The following is a 17,813-nucleotide window of genomic DNA, read 5'->3' on the forward strand; positions in this document are numbered from 1 at the left end:
CCCTAACCCTCTCCCTCAAGGGAGAGGGGATCAGAACCGTAGTCTCCCTCTCCCATGGGGAGAGGGCCGGGGAGAGGGGAAGCCACACTCTCCAGACTCAACTTACTGCCAGCTCACTTCCCCTTTCGGTTCGTAAGCATTCACATCCAACGGTGAGTTCTGCTCGATATACTGCTTCAGCACTTCCGCATCAATAAACCCGGTGTTCACATAACCCGGTTTGGTGTCGATGTGCGGGTAGCCGTCGCCGCCGGTGGCGTTAAAGCTCAGCGTCGCCATACGGTAGTTTTTCGCCGGGTCGACAGGCTCGCCTTTGATTTTCAACTCAGTGAGCTGACCGCCTTTCGCCACAAAACTGACGTTCGCGAACTGCGGGTAGGCTCCTGAATCCGGCTTCATCTGTGCCACGGCCGTCAGATATTCCGTCACTTCTTTGCCCGTCATATCCACGTAAACCACCACGTTGCCGAACGGCTGCACCTTGAGCACGTCTTTGTAGGTGATTTTGCCCGCTTCGATAGAATCACGAATGCCGCCGCCGCTCATCACGCCAAAATCAGCTGTGGTGCGCGCCATCTGTGCCGCGAGGATCAGGTGTCCCATGTTGGTTTGCACGAAACGTACTTTGCTGCGATCGCCTTCCAGGTGCCCATTCACTTCACCCACTTTCACGTCGAGCTGTGCTTTGCCTTTATTCTGGAACGGCGTCAGCAGCGACAGCATCTGTGGGTTCTCCGGGATTTGCGGGGTGTAAAGTACACGCTCACTTTGCCCGTTGTCCCAGGTCACTTTCTTCTTCAGATTCACTGGAATGAGCTGGTAATGCACCAGTTTCATCTCGCCGTTGCGGAATTCAAAATCCGCGCGGCCGACATACTTGCCCCATTCATGAGCCTGCACAATCCAGATACCGTTTTGCTTGTCCGGCGCGCAAGGTGTGCCTGGGACGTAATCGACCTGCTTTTTATTCTCGGAAGCCATGCAAACCGGATCTTGTGAGTGACCGCCCACAATCATGGTCAAAGCCCCCGCAGGCAGGCTGCGAGCCAGTTCCACATCGCCCGGCGCATTAGAGCCGTGATTACCGTTGTCATAGTGACCCATGTGGGTAGCCGCCAGAATGATGTCGGGCTTCTGCGTCTGCTGCAGTTCCTGAATCACCAGCTTCGCTTCGTCGGCAGGTTTACGGAATTCGATATCGGTAAAGTTTTCCGGGTTGCCAATTTTGGCGGTGTCATCGGTCGTTAATCCAATAACCGCAATTTTAAGCCCCTGACGATTAAACAGCTGCCACGGTTTGAAGAGACGCTCGCCAGTGCTTTTCTGGTAGATGTTGGCCGACAGGAACGGGAACTTGGCCCATTTTTCCTGCTGACGAATCACGCTGAGCGGGTTGTCGAACTCATGGTTGCCGACAGCCATCGCATCGTAGCCCACCAGGTTCATGCCGCGGAAATCAGGTTCCGCGTCCTGTAAATCGGATTCCGGCACGCCGGTATTGATGTCGCCACCAGAAAGCAGCAGCACGCTGCCGCCTTCCGACGCCACTTCTTTGCGAATGCCATCCACCAGCGTTTTCTGCGCAGCCAGGCCATATTCGCCGTACTCGCTACGCCAGAAATGCCCGTGGTGATCGTTGGTGTGCAGGATGGTAATTTTATACGTTTTATCCTGCTCATAAGCGTTGGCTTGCAGGCTACTCAACAGGCCCGCTGCCAGCATCGCCAGCACCACGCCACGTTTCAACAATGTCATGACTCTCTCCCTGAATAAATTTCAACTGCCGAAATTACAGTGAGTAACAAGCTTAGACAAATATGTTTTCAGAATTGAGACTTTCTTCAAACGCCTGAGCCAGTTATCTTAGTCTGATAATTATTACAGACCATAAAATCCCCAACGTCGCTAAACCCTAACTACAGTGAATTTTCTATGGCAATCAGTGAAACCAGTCCAACGCTGCCCGGCACGTCGTCGCCGCAGCAAAAAGCCAAAACCTCATTTCGCATTCTCGGTGCCATCAGTCTGTCTCACCTGCTGAATGACATGATCCAGTCGCTGATCCTGGCGATTTATCCGCTGCTGCAATCTGAGTTTTCCCTGACATTTGTGCAGATCGGGATGATCACCCTGACCTTCCAGCTCACCTCCTCGCTGCTTCAGCCGGTGGTAGGTTACTGGACGGACAAATACCCGATGCCGTGGTCACTGCCGATTGGCATGTGTTTCACCATGAGCGGCCTGATTTTGCTGGCGATGGCAGGCAGTTTCGAAGCCGTTGTGCTGGCGGCGGCGCTGGTCGGAACGGGCTCTTCGGTGTTCCACCCTGAATCCTCTCGTGTGGCGCGTATGGCTTCCGGTGGCCGTCATGGTCTGGCGCAATCGCTATTCCAGGTTGGCGGTAACTTCGGCAGTTCCTTAGGGCCGTTGCTGGCAGCGATGATCATCGCGCCTTATGGCAAAGGTAACGTGGCGTGGTTTGTACTGGCTGCCCTGCTCGCCATCGTGGTGCTGGCACAAATCAGCCGTTGGTATGCTGCTCAGCACCGAATGAACAAAGGCAAACCCAAAGCGGCGATAGTCAATCCGCTGCCACGTAACAAAGTCATTCTGGCGGTAAGCATCCTGTTAATGCTGATCTTCTCGAAATACTTCTATATGGCGAGCATAAGCAGCTATTACACCTTTTATCTGATGCATAAGTTTGGGTTATCGGTACAAAATGCGCAGATTCACTTGTTCGCCTTCCTGTTTGCAGTAGCCGCTGGCACCGTAATTGGTGGGCCTGTGGGCGATAAGATTGGCCGTAAATATGTTATTTGGGGCTCTATCCTTGGCGTTGCGCCTTTCACCCTCGTTTTACCGTACGCATCGCTTGAATGGACAGGGATTCTGACGGTGATTATTGGATTTATCCTCGCCTCCGCGTTTTCCGCCATTTTAGTGTACGCCCAGGAGCTGTTACCGGGCCGAATCGGCATGGTTTCTGGCCTTTTCTTCGGTTTCGCTTTTGGCATGGGTGGCCTGGGAGCTGCGGTACTTGGGGTGGTTGCCGACCACACCAGCATTGAAGAAGTCTATAAAATCTGTGCCTTCCTGCCTTTACTGGGCATGTTGACCATATTCCTGCCTGATAATCGTCATAAAGCCTGATTTTCCGCCCGTCAGAGTGAAACTCTGGCGGGCATTCCCCTGCATTCTGTCCGCTTTATTGGCGTAATTACCCTTTCATTTTTCGATCTGTGCGGTTTTCCCGCCTAATTCCGTTTTTCCTCAAAATTCAACAATTATTCATAAACAGGATGATTGAAATTGTCATAAACTATTACTCGGATTTCTGGTTCGTCGAGCCAGAAAGGGGACCCTGCAGCAACGAAAGGAGACGGAATGCATCACGCAACACCGCTAATCACCACCATTGTCGGCGGGCTGGTACTCGCTTTTATCTTTGGCATGATCGCCAACAAACTCCGTATTTCGCCTCTGGTGGGCTATTTGCTGGCGGGTGTGCTTTCAGGTCCTTTTACTCCAGGCTTCGTTGCCGATACCAAACTTGCCCCTGAACTGGCTGAACTGGGCGTCATCCTGCTGATGTTCGGCGTGGGCCTGCATTTCTCTCTGAAGGATTTGATGGCGGTAAAGGCCATCGCCATTCCCGGCGCGATTGCCCAGATTCTGGTCGCAACGCTGCTGGGTATGGCGCTTTCGTCCATGCTGGGCTGGTCGCTGATGACCGGCGTAGTGTTCGGGTTGTGTCTTTCGACCGCCAGTACCGTGGTGCTGTTACGTGCGCTTGAAGAGCGGCAACTGATAGACAGCCAGCGAGGGCAAATCGCCATCGGCTGGTTGATAGTGGAAGACCTGGTGATGGTGCTGACGCTGGTGCTGCTGCCAGCGATCGCCGGAATGATGGAACAAGGCGACGTCGGGCTGGCTACGCTGGCGCTGGACATGAGCCTGACCATCGGCAAAGTCGTGGCTTTTATCGCCGTGATGCTGCTGGTTGGCCGTCGCCTGGTGCCGTGGATCCTGGCTCGCAGCGCTGCCACCGGTTCACGTGAACTGTTTACCCTTTCTGTTTTAGCGCTGGCGCTGGGCATCGCGTTTGGCGCAGTCGAACTGTTTGATGTTTCCTTCGCTCTCGGCGCGTTCTTCGCCGGAATGGTGCTGAACGAATCCGAACTCAGCCACCGAGCGGCGCACGACACGCTGCCCCTGCGTGATGCATTTGCGGTGCTGTTCTTTGTCTCCGTCGGCATGTTGTTCGACCCGATGGTGCTGATTGAGCAGCCTCTGGCGGTGCTGGGGACGCTGGCGATTATTATCTTCGGTAAGTCTGTCGCCGCGTTCATTCTGGTGCGTCTGTTCGGACACTCGCAGCGTACCGCGCTGACTATCGCTGCGAGCCTCGCACAAATTGGGGAATTTGCGTTTATCCTCGCCGGGCTTGGTATGGCGCTGAACCTGCTGCCACAAGCCGGGCAGAATCTGGTGCTGGCCGGGGCCATTCTGTCGATTATGCTCAATCCGGTGCTGTTCGCGGTGCTGGAAAAATACCTCGATAAAACCGAAACCCTCGAAGAGCAAACCTTCGAAGAAGCAATTGAAGACGAGAAACAAATCCCGGTGGATATCTGCAACCATGCGCTGCTGGTCGGTTTTGGCCGCGTCGGCAGCCTGCTCGGTGAGAAACTGCTGGCCCAGGGCATTCCATTAGTGGTGATTGAAACCTCGCGCACCCGCGTGGATGAGTTGCGGGAACGCGGTATTCGTGCGGTGCTGGGCAATGCGGCCAGTGAAGAAATCATGAATCTGGCGCATCTGGATTGCGCACGCTGGCTGCTGCTGACGATTCCAAACGGTTACGAGGCCGGAGAAATTGTCGCCTCAGCCAGAGAGAAATGCCCGAATATCGAGATTATCGCCCGCGCACATTATGACGACGAGGTGGAATACATTACCGAACGAGGTGCGAATCAGGTGGTGATGGGCGAGCGAGAGATTGCAAACACGATGCTGACGCTGCTGGAGAAACCGCCGGTTGGAGAAGCGGTGACGGGGTAAGTTTTGTGCGGCCTGATGCCTTCTCCCCCAGCCCCTCTCCCACAGGGCGAGGGGGGTTTTTCGTTCCCTCTCCTTTGGGGAGAAAGTCAGGGCGAGGGGCGTTTTTCGTTCCCTCTCCTTTGGGGAGAGGGTTAGGGAGAGGGGGAAAACGCGACACCTAATCCAACATTGCCTGCTGGCGCTTCGCTTAGCAGGCCTACAAAAGCCCGCATCCCCGGCAAGCACAACGCCGCCGTGAGAAATTCAACGATCCCAGTAAGACTCTTCCAGGCTGTCTTCCCGTTCTGGCAGGCCGCGCGTCAGGCGTGGGGAGTGCTGGTTCAACACCTGATAGCTCACGCGATTCGCATACTTACACACCTGCGCCAGTGATGAATAGGTCAGCCAGGTGAACTCGTGTTTGCTGGAGTTCGGCACATTGCTGCGGTGGTAGTTATTGGCGGTAATGTCGTGCAGCAGCGCCGCCAGAGCGCCATCGCCCGCGCCATTGGTGTTCATTATCTTCTCCGGGCCGCCCATATAGGGCGCGATATGGGAGTAGATACGCAGCGGCTGTTTGCAGTCTTTGTGACGCATGGCGCGGCTGAACTCGTACTGGTTGAATTCGGCAATCGCGCCCGGCAACAACGGATGCTGCGTGACGCGTTTTTTCTCATCTTCGGTGAAGCCCGCCATATACAGACCCACAGGCCCGGCGGTGCAGAGCACCAGATCAACCCAATCCAGCGCTTTGTCGGAGGCCAGCAGCGGATCGGCAATGCCGGTCAGCGCTTCGGCTTCTTCTTCGTTCATCGCCAGAATCGAGACGTTCTCTTTGAGGAAGTCCTGCCACCAGGCGGGATTGTCCGCGATAACGTATTTAGTCCCGAGCGTCAGCACCACCGGCACATTATGCTTTTTGGCGTATTCCACCGCTTTCATCGTGGCATCACGCATCGGCTCACCCGGCTTGCAGCGCACCAGATAGGAGGTCAGCACTAAGGCTGAGGCTCCGGCAATCACTTCTTCAGGAATGCTTTCGGCGCGCAGTTGATTCATGTGGCCCGGGCTGATGGCGAATGTGCGCTCGCCGTTGTCGCTGATAAGCGTGAAGCAGCGGCCAATCGGCCCGTTAACACCTTGCAGGTAGTTCAGGTCAGTGCGGCTGGAGGTGTTACACAGATAACGATAGGCATAGCCACCGATTTCAATATTGCTGCACATCACGCCGAGCAGCACCGAACGGTCGTCGGCCAGCACGGAATAGTTGTGCATGGTGTTGCCGATGGTCCCGCCCGCGAACTGATGGGTAATCAGGTTTTCGCGCACCAGTTCCTGATAAAGCGCCTCCGCGACATCATCCTCAATCACCAGAGAGTGCCCGCTGCTCAGGCCGTAACGCGCCACAAAGGTGTCGTCAACTTTAGCTTCGATATCCACCAGCGTCTGATCGATCCCCACCACCCAGGAGGCGCTGGTCTCATTGACAGGCTGAATTTGTTGCAGAAGTGGATCGCGAGCGTTGACGGGGAAATAGTGCTTGGATTTGCGTTTACCGGGAAATTTCATGAGTTGCGGTCAGGTAGCTGTGAACAAGCGAAGAATACTAGCATATTCCCCGCCTGTTCGCTGCCCTGCGCACTCAGCGGTAAGGGGCGGTCAGGTTGACCATCATCTCGATGTGCTGCGGCTGAGCGTTCAGCGCCGGGATGTATTCGTACTTCTCCCCGCCCGCTTCGAGGAACACCTCTTTGTTCTGCACCGCAATTTCTTCAAGCGTTTCCAGGCAATCTGCGGCAAAGCCCGGGCACATTACCTGAATGTGTTTCATGCCCTTCTCGCCCAGCATTTTCAGCGTTTCGTCGGTGTACGGCGTCAGCCACGGCTCGCGGCCAAAGCGTGACTGGAACGTCATCATCACTTTATCGTGCGAAATACCCAACGCGGACACCAGTTCACGCGTAGTATCGCGGCAGCGCTGAGGATAATCATCACCTTCGTCAGCGTAACGCTGTGGAATGCCATGATAGGAAAGCAGCAGCAAATCCGGTTCGCCATGTTCAGCAAAAGAAGCTCGTGCGCTGTCCGCGAGTGCCTGGATGTAGTCGCTGTCGTCGGCATAATCACGGATAAACGAAACGCCCGGAATATGGCGTTTAGGGGCGAGAATGCGAGCCAGTTCATCCCAAACGGCGGCTACCGTTGAACAGGAGTACTGAGGATATAGCGGCAGCACGACAATGTGTTCCACGTCTTGCGCCAACAATTCTTCCACCGCACTTTCCAGTGAAGGCGAGCCATAGCTCATGCCCAACACCACGGGCGTGCCCGGCAGACGCTTCGCCAGCGCCTGTTGTTGCTGGCGGCTATAAACCAGCAGCGGAGAGCCTTCATCCATCCAGACAGATTGATAGAGTTTTGCCACTCGTGGCGAGCGAATCGGCAATATCACTCCACGCAACAACGGCCACCACAGTAAGCGGGGCGTGTCCACGACGCGTTTATCGCTCAGAAACTGGCGCAGATAGCGGTTTACCGCTGCGGGAGTGGGTGCATCGGGCGTGCCGAGGTTTGCTAACAGAATGCCGGTTTTCGTCTGACGCATTACCGCCTCTTAACTGTTTAAATGGCTGATAATTGTAACGGAAAAGAGAGAAAGAAGAACTAATTGCTGCGAAAGGTGAGCGGGGGCGAGAGCAGGCCTACAAAAGAGGCCTGTGGAAAACCGTAGGCCGGGTAAGCTTGCGCCACCCGGCACTTGCCACGGAATTAACCGAGGATTTTAGCCAGTTCAGCACGAACGTCAGCCACGGCTTGAGTGCCGTCAACTTTGGCATACTTCGTATTGCCAGCCTGTGCTTCTTTGGAGTAGTAGCCGATCAGCGGCGCGGTCATCTGATGGTATTCCACCAGGCGCTTACGCACGGTTTCTTCCTGATCGTCTTTACGGGTGGTCAGCTCTTCGCCAGTCACATCATCTTTACCTTCAACCTTAGGCGGGTTGAATTTGATGTGATAAACACGGCCAGAAGCCGCGTGTACGCGACGACCCACGATACGATCCACGATCAGTTCGTCCGGTACGTCGAACTCCAGCACGTAATCCACTTTGATGCCCGCTTCTTTCATGGCATCAGCCTGTGGAATAGTGCGTGGGAAGCCGTCCAGCAGGAAACCGTTACGGCAGTCTTCCTGCGCAATGCGCTCTTTCACCAGGGCGATAACCAGCTCATCGGTCACCAGCTTGCCAGCGTCCATGATGTCTTTCGCCTGTTTGCCCAGCTCGGAGCCAGATTTGACTGCAGCACGCAGCATGTCACCGGTGGAGATTTGCGGAATACCGTACTTCTCCATAATGAACTGCGCCTGAGTTCCTTTACCCGCGCCCGGAGCGCCAAGCAGAATAATACGCATCGCGAAAATCCCCTCAAATGTTGGTTCAATTTTTCAAAAGCGCTAAACGATACCACCAGACGGCGGCTCGCTCAAGGAAGGCGGGACGGCTGAAACGGTTAATGGGGGGAATAATTTTGGCGGCGGAGTGGTTGCTCCCCCCTCTCCCCTGCCCTCTCCCTCAGGGAGAGGGAGAAACCAGGTCCCCTCACTCCGGCACTCTCCCAAGGGCGAGGGAGAAACCAAGTCTCCTCACTCCGGCACTCTCCCAAGGGCGAGGGAGAAACCAGGTCCCCTCTCCCTTGGGAGAGGGTTAGGGAGAGGGGGTTAACTCAGGAGACTAAAAGCTGGTTCATACGCTTGATAAACAAGTTCGGATCTTCCAGCGTGCCACGCTCTGCCAGCAGCGCCTGATCCAGCAGCAGCTCAACCCATTCGCCGAATTGCGTTTCGTCCTGCACATCCGCCGCACGTTTCACCAGTGCGTGATCCGGGTTCAGCTCAAAGATGTACTTCACTTCCGGCACGCTCTGGCCCGCAGCGGCGAACAGTTTCGCCATCTGGGTGCTCATTTCGTCCGCTTCGGTGGTCACGATGGCTGGCGTATCGGTCAGACGGTGCGTCAGACGGACTTCTTTCACACGCTCACCCAGCAGGGTTTTCACGCGCTCGATAAATGGCGTCAGCGCTTTTTCTGCTTCTTTGGTGGACTCGTCCACTTCATCCGCCAGCTTATCCAGCGACTCATCCGCTTTCGCGACGGACTGGAATTGCTTGCCGTCGAACTCGGTGAGGTAGCTCATCATCCACTCATCGATGCGGTCAGAAAGCAGCAGCACTTCGATGCCTTTCTTGCGCAGCAATTCCAGATGCGGGCTGCTCTTCGCAGCGGCATAGCTGTCGGCGGTGATGTAGTAAATCTTCTCCTGCCCTTCTTTCATGCGAGACACGTACTCTTCCAGAGAGACAGTCTGCGCCGAAGAATCGGTATGGGTAGAAGCAAAACGCAGCAGTTTGGCGATAGCCTGCTGGTTAGCGCTGTCTTCTGCCGGGCCCTCTTTCAGCACCAGGCCGAACTGTTTCCAGAAGGTCTGGTATTTTTCCGCGTCGTCTTTCGCCAGTTTTTCCAGCATTTGCAGCGCACGTTTGCTCAGCGCGTTACGCAGATTGCGGGTCACGCTGCTGTCCTGCAGGATTTCACGGGAAACGTTCAGCGGCAGATCGTTGGAATCTATCAGACCACGCACAAAACGCAGGTAGTTCGGCATGAACTGCTCCGCTTCATCCATGATGAACACGCGCTGCACGTACAGTTTCAGGCCATGTTTATGGTCACGGTTCCACATGTCCCACGGGGCCTGCGCCGGGATATAAAGCAGGCTGGTGTATTCCTGCTTACCTTCCACGCGGTTGTGGCTCCACGCCAGCGGGTCGGTGAAGTCGTGGGCAATGTGCTTGTAGAACTCGTTGTACTCTTCGTCTTTGATTTCCGCTTTGTTGCGGGTCCACAGCGCCTGCGCCTTGTTGATTTTCTCCCAGGAGACGACCGTTTCACCGTCTTTTTCTTCCTGAGTTTCAATCTCTACCGGCAGCGCGATGTGGTCGGAGTATTTGCTGATGATTGAACGTACACGCCAGTCGTTGAGGAAGTCATCTTCGCCTTCACGCAGGTGCAGAGTGATTTCGGTCCCGCGGTCGGCTTTGGTGATGTCCGCGACGGTGTATTCGCCTTCACCGTGAGATTCCCAGAACACGCCGTTCTCTGCGCTGTCGCCCGCCGCACGGGTACGTACGGTGACTTTGTCGGCCACGATAAACGCAGAATAGAAGCCCACACCAAACTGGCCAATCAGTTGGCTGTCTTTCGCCTGATCAGAGCCCATGGACTGCAGGAAGGCTTTGGTGCCGGATTTGGCGATAGTACCGAGATGATCGATAACGTCATCGCGGTTCATCCCAATGCCGTTATCGGCGATGGTCAGCGTGCGGTTTTCTTTGTCGAAAGAGACTCGTACGCGCAGGTCGCCGTCGCCTTCATAGAGGCTGGCGTCAGACAGTGCGCGGAAGCGCAGCTTATCCGCCGCATCGGAGGCGTTGGAAATCAGCTCACGCAGGAAAATTTCTTTATTCGAATAGAGAGAATGGATCATCAGGTGCAGAAGCTGTTTCACTTCTGACTGGAAACCACGGGTTTCTTGTCCTTTCATGGGGAAAATTCCTCAATGCCAATGTTTACAGAGTAAAAAAGCGTTGAGGGGGATATGAGGCTGGGCGGGGAGTATTTCAAGCGGAGGCGAGAAGAAGTGCCTCCGTTTGTTCAGAATTTAATCTTGTGACGACCGGCAAGGGAGTGAGACAAGGTGGTGCCGTCTACCATTTCCAGCTCACCGCCCACCGGCACGCCGTGCGCGATGCGGCTGGCTTCAACGCCATACTGACCGCACAGCTCGGCGATGTAGTTCGCCGTCGCTTCACCTTCTACCGTAGGGTTAGTGGCGAGGATGACTTCTTTCATTTGTTCGCTGCTTAAGCGCTGCTCCAGCCTGTCGAGGCCAATATCGTCCGGCCCAATGCCGTCGAGTGGAGACAAGTGCCCCATCAGCACAAAGTAGCGGCCAGAAAACTGCCCTGTTTGCTCGATGGCATAGATGTCCGCCGGGCTCTCTACCACACAAATCTGTCCATTTTCCTGACGACGCGGGTTCGAACAGATATTGCAAACATCCTGCTCGGTAAACGTCCTACAATCGGCACAGTGACCAATCTCTGACATGGCACGGGTTAACGCCTGCGCCAGACGCATGCCTCCGCTGCGATCGCGTTGTAACAGAGTGAATGCCATACGCTGCGCGGATTTCGGGCCAACGCCCGGCAGGCAACGTAACGCTTCCATGAGGGTGGTAAGTAAAGGACTGGTTTGCATCGCTCAGACTTCTGAAAAAAGAGTGGGCCATAGCCTAACATTAGCCCCGGCGACGGGCATAGAAAAAGATCCCTCTGCCAGAGCCACACCCTACGAATTCAGGTGACCGTCCAGTTCTGTCGGGTACGGCTGCGACGTATTGCAGATTATCGCAGCCGTCCACGTTTACGCCACCGACTGGCCAAATCGCCCCTGGTTGAAATCGTCAATGGCCTGGTTTATTTCTTCACGAGTGTTCATGACGAACGGCCCGTAACCCTCAATGGGCTCATTCAGCGGTTCGCCGCTGAGTACCAGCACCACGGCGTCGTTGTTGGCTTCAAGCGCGACGCTCTCACCTTTGGCATCCAGCACCACCAGTTGCGCTTCCCGCACAACTTCTTCGTCATTCACCATGACAGTGCCTTTGAGCACCACCAGCGCAGTATTCCAGCCATCCTGAAGGTGCAGCTGCGTCACGCCCTGCGCGTTCAGGCGCAAATCGAGAATTTGCATTGGCGAAAAGGTTCTGGCTGGGCCTTTGTGACCGTCCAGCTCGCCTGCAATCACTCGCGCCAGGCCTGCGTTGTCAGGTAGTGTCACCTGTGGAATATCCGCATCCGTGATCGGCTGATACGCAGGCGGCGTGTTTTTCGCCTTCGCCGGAAGGTTCACCCAGAGCTGCACCATTTCCAGCGTGCCGCCTTTTTCACTGAACGCGGGAGAGTGAAACTCTTCATGCAGAATTCCGCTGCCCGCCGTCATCCATTGCACGTCGCCCGGCCCGATAACACCGCCGCCTCCGCTGGAGTCACGATGTGCGACTTCGCCTTTGTAGACGATGGTGACAGTTTCAAATCCACGGTGAGGATGCACATCCACGCCGCGCTGGCCTTTGTTGCTCGCTTTGAATTCTGCGGGTCCGGCGTAGTCCAGCAGCAAAAACGGGCTGAGCTGCTGGGCGAATTTTGCGTAAGAAAACAGGGAACGCACCGGGAACCCGTCACCCACCCAATGAGATTTTGGGGCTGAGTAAACGCCAAGAATCGATTTCATGTTTCTCTCCTGTGCAATGTGATGCGATGGGGTAAAGCTTATCGGCAAGACAGTGATTGCGGTAGACTGCAAAAATGAACGCAGTGTTCCATTAACAGGACAAAGGCCATGCAGGATCTCAACGATTTGTGGTATTTCGCGCAGGTGGTGGAACAAGGAGGGTTTTCCCCGGCTAGCCGGGCGATTGGGATACCGAAATCTCGCCTCAGCCGCCGCATTGCGTTGCTGGAAGAGCGGCTGGGAACGCGTTTGTTACAGCACTCGACGCGGAGCTTTACGGTCACGGACGCCGGGCAGCTGTTCTATCGCCATTGCAAAGCGATGATCATCGAAGCGGAAGCCGCGCAGGAGGCGATGGAAACCCTGCACGCTGAGCCCTGCGGGTTGATTCGCCTGACCTGCCCTGTTGCTCTGTTACACGTCCATATTGGTGAGATGCTGGCGCAGTTCATGCTCAAGTACCCGCAGGTGACGGTGCAGCTTGAAGAAACCAACCGCCGCGTCGACGTTGTGAACGAAAACATCGATCTGGCGATCCGCGTGCGTCCTCTGCCACTGGAAGACAGTGACCTGGTGATGCGTAAATTGGCGACACGGAATATGTGCCTGGTGGCCAGTCCAGATTTGGTCTCCCAATTTGGCCTGCCCGCTTCCCCAGCCGATTTACAGCACTGGCCAAGTCTGGCGCGGGCTCGCGCTCAAAATCACTATCGTTGGTTTTTGATTGGGCCTGAACAGCAGACGGCAGCAATTCATCATCAGCCGCGCTTTATCACCACCGATATGATTGCCCTGAGAACCGCCGCCGTCGCGGGCGTTGGTGTGGTTCAGTTGCCGTTATTGATGCTGGATGAACAGCTTAAAGAGGGGAAACTGGTGCAACTATTGCCGGAGTGGCGGGCAAAGCAGGAAATCATTCATATCGTCTATCCCTCACGACGCGGCCAATTGCCGGCGGTTCGGGCGTTGATTGATTTTCTGGCTGAGCGTTATGAGGCGTTAGTGGAGAACTAAAACAAAAAGGGCGACATCGCTGTCGCCCTTTGACCGTTATCAGAACGGCATCTTAAAGCCTGGTGGCAGCTGCATCCCGGAGGAGACAGACGCCATTTTCTCTTTCTGGGTTTCTTCAATACGGCGAGCCGCATCGTTGAACGCCGCAGCGACCAGGTCTTCCAGCATCTCTTTGTCGTCTTCCATCAGGCTTGGGTCAATCTCAACGCGGCGGCAGTTGTGCGCCCCATTGATGGTGACTTTTACCAGGCCCGCGCCAGACTCACCGGTCACTTCCAGTTGAGCGATCTCTTCCTGGGCTTTTTGCATTTTTTCTTGCATCTGCTGGGCCTGTTTCATCAGGTTACCCAGACCGCCTTTTCCACCAAACATAGGCTTATCTCTCAGTCAGTCATGTTAAAGGTTCAACCGCAAGCCGGGCTTACAGTCAAATGGGTCGTATACTTTCTTCATCCAAATCCGCATCAAAGAAACGGCGCAGGGTCTGGATGTTGTTATCTGCCACAATCGCCTCACGCGCCTGCGCGAGCTTCTCTTCATAAATGGCCTGACGCCACTCCAGCGGCGTACGTACCGCCGGATTATCATCTTCCACGATGGTCAGTTCAACCGGAGAACCGCTTAATTCGCTCAACGCTTCGGTCAGCGTCTTGAGCGCTCCGGCATTGTTCAGGTGCCTTTGCGAGGGACGCAGATGCAGGCAAATTGCCGCGCCGTTCTGCTCTTTCCACGCATTTAACGCCACCTGCTCTACCAGTTTAGGCAATTTCATCTGGCTGACTTCAGCCGCCCAACTGTCACGCTCAACGGCTTCAACCGCCAGCTTAGCCGCCAGCTCTGGCGTTTTCTCATGCTCCAGCGCTTTCTTCAGCGCTTTCGGCGTGGCGACCTCTTCCTTCACCTCTTCCGTGATGGTGGTTGCTTTCCAGCGGTAGGCTTCTTTTTTCTGCGGACGCTGAGCTTCAAGCGCAGACGCTGCCGGGCGCGCCTGCACGCGTTCCGTCACCGAGGCCAGTCTCTCGAGCGCAGCACTGTTCACCGGCCGCGCGCGGGATGCGGGGGCCGGTTCATTCTTTTTTGCTTTGGGTGCTCCCTGAGCGCGTTGCAGCTGATTGCGGGCCGCCAGCACCTGGCTGGTGGAATCCGGCAATGCTTCGTTCTGATACGCGGGCGCAGCCGGTGCCTGTTGTTGCGGCACTTGCGTTGGGTGCATCACCGCCGTCGGGGCGACGGGGGCGAACGATTGAGGCTGCACCTCTGGCTCCGGCAGCGGCTTGCGAGGATGGAACGCCAGCGCGCGCAGCAGCGTCATTTCAATGCCCATCCGGCGATCTGGCGCGTAAGGCAGTTCTTTGCGGCCAATCAGCAACGTCTGGTAGTAAAGCTGAATATCAGCAGGCGGCACAGTGCGAGCCAGTTCGCGCATGCGGTGCTCGACAATCGCCATGTCGCTGCCGAGGGCAGAAGGCGAAAGCTGCACCATCGCAATGCGGTGCAGCAAACTTTGCATCTCGACCAGCAGGGCTTCCCATTCGATACCACGGGCAGCCGCTTCGTGGATCAGCGTCATCACCTGCTCGCCGTTGGCGGCCACCAGCGCTTCAATCAGCGACAGCGCCTGATCGTCATCCAGCGTGCCCAGCATGGTGCTGACACTGGCGGCGCTCAGTTGGCCGTCACCGCTGGCAATCGCCTGATCGGTGAGGCTCAAAGCATCACGCAAGCTGCCATCCGCCGCGCGAGCGATAAGCTGAAGCGCACGCGGCTCTGAGGAAATCTTCTCTTCCGCCAGAATACGTTCGAGTTGATCGCGAATCTGATCGACATCGAGCGCTTTGAGGTGAAATTGCAGGCAGCGCGACAGAATAGTCACCGGCAGCTTTTGCGGATCGGTGGTCGCCAGCAGGAACTTCACGTGTGAAGGCGGCTCTTCCAGCGTTTTCAACAGCGCGTTGAAGCTGTGACGCGAGAGCATGTGCACTTCATCGATCAGGTAGACCTTGAAGCGGCCACGCGCGGGCGCGTACTGAACGTTGTCCAGCAGGTCACGGGTATCTTCAACTTTGGTGCGCGAAGCGGCGTCGATCTCAATCAGATCGACAAAACGACCCTGCTCGATTTCACGGCAGTTGTCGCAAACGCCACAAGGGGTGGCGGTGATGCCGCTTTCACAGTTCAGCCCCTTTGCCAGCAAACGGGCAATGGAGGTTTTACCGACGCCGCGCGTGCCGGAAAACAGATACGCATGATGAAGTCGACCGGACGTCAGGCCGTTCGCCAGTGCGGTCAGCACATGTTCCTGACCGACGACGTCAGCAAAGGTTTGTGGTCGCCATTTTCGGGCTAAGACCTGATAACTCATTGGCAGGCTCTGAAACGCTGGAAGGTGGAATACAGGAGGGTAATGCTATCACAGCCTCGCCTTTTGAGCGAGGCTGTGGAGGTGCGGATCAATGACCCGGGAACGGGACCAGGCTATAGCAATTGATGCCCTGGTTTTCCAGGCGCTGCTCACCACCCAGATCGAACAGATTGATGATGAACGCTGCGTCGGTGACTTCACCGCCCAGACGACGAATCAGCTTCACGGTTGCTTCGATGGTGCCGCCGGTTGCCAGCAGATCATCCACCACCAGCACTTTGTCGCCTGGTTTGATGGCATCAACGTGGATTTCCAGCTGATCGGTGCCGTATTCCAGCTCGTAGCTCTCCGCGATGGTTTCGCGTGGCAGTTTGCGCGGTTTGCGCACCGGCACAAAACCTACTTCCAGCGCCAGCGCAACCGGAGCACCAAACAGGAAACCACGTGCCTCAGTTCCCACCACTTTGGTGATCCCGGCGTTTTTAAAACGCTCCGTCAGCAGTTCAATGCTGAGCGCATAGGCTTTCGGGTCTTCCAGTAAGCTGGTGACATCACGGAAAAGGATGCCTGGCTTCGGATAATCCTGGATGCTTTTGATGCTGTTTTTCAGAAATTCAAGCTGCTGTGCAGTTGCGGTCATAGGTGTATGCCTGATTAAAACGGTGTAACTCACAAGGCGCATTTTACTTAAGTTCAAAGTTACATTTGATTAACTTTTAACCCGTTGCACCCGTGCTCGAAAACGCCAGAATGTACTGGCAGTCATCGATAAATGCAATAACCATTGCGACCATTATTCTTTTTGTTGTTTTGCATCAACCACGGGAATTCGCCACATGAAAATCAGCAGGCAGGCGAGGATCACTAACAGCAGAATGCGCACCCACAGGATCTTCACCATCCACAGGGAAAAGGCGAAAGTGATAAGAATCATCGCGATGGCGCGCGGCTTCGCCCCCGGCGGCATCGCCTTATGCTGCTGCCAGTGGCGCAAATAACCGCCAAACCAGGAGCGATAAAGCAGCCAGGCATGAAAACGTGGCGACGACCGGGCAAAGCACCAGGCCGCCAGCAGGATGAAGGGCGTCGTCGGCAACAGCGGCAAAAACACACCCAACGTGCCTAACACTACCGCCAGCCAGCCAATGATGTTTAGAATAGTCCGTTTCATCGTGATAAGGGTTATCAAACCGAACGGCAAATGTAGCACAGGCATGCGTGAAATCGCTGGAGAAAGAGATGAGAACTGACCTGTTACTGCAATCGCTGGAGACCCAACTTTCAAGGCTGGAAGCCGACGTTGCGCCAGTGGCCTTTCATGCCACGTTCGGCGCACGTTTTGACAGACAGCTATTTCGCACCCGCAGCTCACTTTTACAAGCCTGTGTGGAAGAAGCGCGAGGCAATCTGCAAGCGTTGCGCCATGCCGTCGAACAACAGCAATTCGAACAAGTCCAGTGGCTGGCGGAACATCTGGTCTCCCAACTGGAAGCCATCGCCCGCGAAAGCGCCGCCTGGCAGCTACGCGGCTGGGATAATGGCTCCCCCGCATTAACACGATGGCAGAGAAAACGCCTGCAACATCAGGATTACGAGCGTCGGCTGTCAGAGATGACACAGCAGCGCCGAGAGTTGCTGGCGCAAGCCACAACGCTTGAAGAACAGCAACGGCTCGCGCGAGAAGTGGACGTGTTTAGCACAAGACTCAAACGCTGCCGCGATGCGCTGCAAAACATAGAAAACGTACTGGCGCGAATGACGCGCTAGCAGGAGGAAGGATGTCGCTGGAAAATGCCCCGGATGATGTGAAGCTGGCTGTGGATTTAATTATGCTGCTGGAAGAGCACGCGCTGGCCCCGGAAACGGTGCTGAGTGCTTTGGAAATGGTGAAGCGGGATTTTGAGCGTAAGTTGCAGGGAGATTCACCCTCTCCCCTGCCCTCTCCCTGAGGGCTGAGGGATCCCCAGTAATATGGTCATTCGCCTGTGACCATATTACTGTACTCTTTCCCTAATAATTTCAGTGCATTAACTATATTCATTC

The 17,813-nt window shown here is 55.6% G+C and carries 16 protein-coding genes and 1 other annotated feature; of the genes, 5 read left to right on the forward strand and 11 right to left on the reverse strand.

Annotated features, from left to right (window positions below; genetic code table 11):
• Positions 1-102: 102 nt before the first annotated feature.
• A complete protein-coding gene (gene ushA / locus ACI2I2_RS23100; protein WP_404660080.1) occupies positions 103-1,755 on the reverse strand; it encodes a bifunctional UDP-sugar hydrolase/5'-nucleotidase UshA in 1,653 nt (550 codons plus the stop codon).
• Between the two features lie 177 nt (positions 1,756-1,932).
• Here ushA and ACI2I2_RS23105 point away from each other — a divergent pair, with 177 nt between their 5' ends.
• Positions 1,933-3,153: an MFS transporter gene (locus tag ACI2I2_RS23105; RefSeq protein WP_404660081.1), complete on the forward strand. Its 1,221-nt coding sequence runs from the start codon at positions 1,933-1,935 to the stop codon at positions 3,151-3,153.
• 234 nt (positions 3,154-3,387) lie between these two features.
• The gene (ybaL, locus tag ACI2I2_RS23110) at positions 3,388-5,064 is read left to right on the forward strand and encodes a YbaL family putative K(+) efflux transporter (RefSeq protein WP_404660082.1); all 1,677 of its coding nucleotides are present in this window, start codon (positions 3,388-3,390) and stop codon (positions 5,062-5,064) included.
• A gap of 243 nt (positions 5,065-5,307) precedes the next feature.
• Here the strand turns inward: ybaL and ACI2I2_RS23115 are convergent, their stop codons facing one another.
• The 6 genes from ACI2I2_RS23115 to ACI2I2_RS23140 form a co-directional block, all read right to left on the reverse strand.
• Positions 5,308-6,612 (reverse strand): inosine/guanosine kinase, encoded by a 1,305-nt coding sequence (locus ACI2I2_RS23115; protein WP_404660083.1) that lies wholly within the window; start codon positions 6,610-6,612, stop codon positions 5,308-5,310.
• A gap of 73 nt (positions 6,613-6,685) precedes the next feature.
• The gene (gene hemH / locus ACI2I2_RS23120) at positions 6,686-7,648 is read right to left on the reverse strand and encodes a ferrochelatase (protein WP_404660084.1); all 963 of its coding nucleotides are present in this window, start codon (positions 7,646-7,648) and stop codon (positions 6,686-6,688) included.
• A gap of 164 nt (positions 7,649-7,812) precedes the next feature.
• A complete protein-coding gene (gene adk / locus ACI2I2_RS23125) occupies positions 7,813-8,457 on the reverse strand; it encodes an adenylate kinase (protein ID WP_330983170.1) in 645 nt (214 codons plus the stop codon).
• A gap of 311 nt (positions 8,458-8,768) precedes the next feature.
• Positions 8,769-10,643 (reverse strand): molecular chaperone HtpG, encoded by a 1,875-nt coding sequence (htpG, locus tag ACI2I2_RS23130; protein ID WP_404660085.1) that lies wholly within the window; start codon positions 10,641-10,643, stop codon positions 8,769-8,771.
• A gap of 110 nt (positions 10,644-10,753) precedes the next feature.
• Positions 10,754-11,359, reverse strand: a complete 606-nt coding sequence (recR, locus tag ACI2I2_RS23135) for a recombination mediator RecR (RefSeq protein WP_330983168.1) — start codon at positions 11,357-11,359, stop codon at positions 10,754-10,756.
• 165 nt (positions 11,360-11,524) lie between these two features.
• The gene (locus ACI2I2_RS23140; RefSeq protein WP_404660086.1) at positions 11,525-12,394 is read right to left on the reverse strand and encodes a pirin family protein; all 870 of its coding nucleotides are present in this window, start codon (positions 12,392-12,394) and stop codon (positions 11,525-11,527) included.
• A 108-nt stretch (positions 12,395-12,502) separates the two neighbouring features.
• Between ACI2I2_RS23140 and ACI2I2_RS23145 the strand changes: the two genes are divergently transcribed.
• Positions 12,503-13,408, forward strand: a complete 906-nt coding sequence (locus tag ACI2I2_RS23145) for a LysR family transcriptional regulator (protein WP_404660087.1) — start codon at positions 12,503-12,505, stop codon at positions 13,406-13,408.
• A gap of 39 nt (positions 13,409-13,447) precedes the next feature.
• On the opposite strand, the gene ACI2I2_RS23150 is transcribed toward ACI2I2_RS23145, so the two are convergent.
• From ACI2I2_RS23150 to ACI2I2_RS23165, 4 genes are all read right to left on the reverse strand, one after another.
• On the reverse strand, positions 13,448-13,780 hold the full coding sequence (locus ACI2I2_RS23150; protein WP_330983165.1) for a YbaB/EbfC family nucleoid-associated protein: 333 nt from the start codon (positions 13,778-13,780) through the stop codon (positions 13,448-13,450).
• Positions 13,781-13,835: 55 nt separating this feature from the next.
• A complete protein-coding gene (gene dnaX, locus ACI2I2_RS23155; RefSeq protein ID WP_404660088.1) occupies positions 13,836-15,770 on the reverse strand; it encodes a DNA polymerase III subunit gamma/tau in 1,935 nt (644 codons plus the stop codon).
• Positions 14,442-14,506 (reverse strand) — a sequence feature (DnaX frameshifting element). Its footprint overlaps the gene before it by 65 nt.
• Before the next feature lie 88 nt (positions 15,771-15,858).
• Positions 15,859-16,410, reverse strand: a complete 552-nt coding sequence (apt, locus tag ACI2I2_RS23160; protein ID WP_330983163.1) for an adenine phosphoribosyltransferase — start codon at positions 16,408-16,410, stop codon at positions 15,859-15,861.
• Positions 16,411-16,563: 153 nt separating this feature from the next.
• Positions 16,564-16,941 carry a DUF454 family protein gene (locus tag ACI2I2_RS23165; protein ID WP_330983162.1) on the reverse strand — a complete coding sequence of 126 codons (378 nt, stop codon included), beginning with the start codon at positions 16,939-16,941 and terminating at the stop codon, positions 16,564-16,566.
• A gap of 68 nt (positions 16,942-17,009) precedes the next feature.
• Between ACI2I2_RS23165 and priC the strand changes: the two genes are divergently transcribed.
• Together priC and rsmS are read left to right on the forward strand one after the other, a co-directional pair.
• Positions 17,010-17,537: a primosomal replication protein N'' gene (priC, locus tag ACI2I2_RS23170; RefSeq protein WP_404660089.1), complete on the forward strand. Its 528-nt coding sequence runs from the start codon at positions 17,010-17,012 to the stop codon at positions 17,535-17,537.
• 11 nt (positions 17,538-17,548) lie between these two features.
• The gene (gene rsmS / locus ACI2I2_RS23175) at positions 17,549-17,719 is read left to right on the forward strand and encodes a pleiotropic regulatory protein RsmS (protein WP_330983160.1); all 171 of its coding nucleotides are present in this window, start codon (positions 17,549-17,551) and stop codon (positions 17,717-17,719) included.
• The last annotated feature ends 94 nt before the right edge of the window (positions 17,720-17,813 follow it).

This window comes from Scandinavium sp. NPDC088450 (assembly GCF_044900545.1).
Lineage (GTDB): Bacteria > Pseudomonadota > Gammaproteobacteria > Enterobacterales > Enterobacteriaceae > Scandinavium.